Source organism: Mesorhizobium sp. M2A.F.Ca.ET.042.01.1.1 (assembly GCF_003997405.1).
In the GTDB taxonomy this organism is placed as follows: Bacteria; Pseudomonadota; Alphaproteobacteria; order Rhizobiales; family Rhizobiaceae; genus Mesorhizobium.
This window is the reverse complement of sequence record NZ_RZRX01000574.1, coordinates 1-1,189: the sequence shown is the minus strand read 5'-3', so window position 1 is coordinate 1,189 and position 1,189 is coordinate 1. Positions and strand designations below refer to the sequence as shown.

General features: G+C 62.4%; 1 protein-coding gene and 1 pseudogene. Both read right to left on the bottom strand.

Annotated features, from left to right (window positions below; genetic code table 11):
* Nucleotides 1-438, bottom strand: a pseudogene (locus EOA23_RS34925) (acetyl-CoA C-acyltransferase); the annotation flags it as partial.
* A 7-nt stretch (nt 439-445) separates the two neighbouring features.
* Nucleotides 446-1,189: M20/M25/M40 family metallo-hydrolase (locus EOA23_RS34920; RefSeq protein WP_127307336.1), on the bottom strand; the 744-nt coding region annotated here is incomplete at its 5' end.

The following is a 1,189-nucleotide window of genomic DNA, read 5'->3' as shown; positions in this document are numbered from 1 at the left end:
GTAGTAGTGCGGGTAGGTTGCCTCCACGACTGGATCGCGCTCGCGGTATCGGTTCATGTGCTCATTCTGCGCAAGGCTGATCGATTCGACCCCGCCGCACAGGACGATCCGGCTACTGTCGGATGAGACTTGCATGGCGCCGGCCGCTATGGCGGAGAGGCCGGACGCACACTGACGATCAATGGTCATCGCGGCAATCGAAACCGGGAAGCCGGCCGCGAGAACCGCGTGGCGCGCGATATTGACACCGCTTGTTCCTTGGGTCACGGCGCAGCCAAGTATAACGTCGTCGACCATTGCCGGGTCAATGTTCGCCCGGGCGACGGCCGCTTTCATGGCATGGCCGGCGAGAGACGGCGCCTCCGTGTTGTTGAAGAAGCCGCGATACGCCTTGCCTACTGCCGTGCGTGCCGTTGATACGATGGCAATGTCCCGCATCTCTAAGCTAAGCCCTTTCGATCGGTTCGAGCCCGCACCAGGCAGCGACGAAGAGCGCGATCGACTGCGTGACACGTCTTACGGAATCGAGCGATACGCGCTCGTCGTAGCCGTGGATGCGCTCCGCGACCGGCCCGTACACCAGCGCCGGCATGCCGGCGTAGAGGCCGAAGTAGCGTGCGTCCGTCGTGGCTGTAATAGGCGTCCGCGCCATGGGGGACTCGTTTACGATCTGATGCATGGCGGCCAACAGTTCTATGGCATTAGTCGCCGCCTCAGAGCAATCGCGCCCCAGACTGTAACCCTCCGCACGGAAGCCATGGCAGATGACCTCCGGCGGGTTTTGCCGCAGATATTCGGACCTGTCCGCAGCTGACGCGATGCATTGCCGAAGCTCCCGCTCGGCCGCGTCAATATCGTCTCGCGGATAAATCGCCATGCGCACGTCGAAAGTCGACCAGGCCGGCACGCTTGATGCCCAATCTCCACCCTCAATCCGTCCTATGTTGAGGTTCAAAGGGTGGTCGACGCCTTCAAACTCCGTCGGCCGACGGGCTGCGTCGTTCCAGCGTGTCTCTAGCTCTCGAAGCGCGGAAATCAGCGGCAATGCCGCCTCGATCGCGTTTACCCCTGCGCTGGCATGGGCAATGTGCGAGGGAACGCCCTTCAGACTTACCTGGAGCCATAATACCCCAATCTGGGCCGTGACGAGCGCTTCGCCGAAAGGCTCGGGGATAAGCGCGGCCTCGGC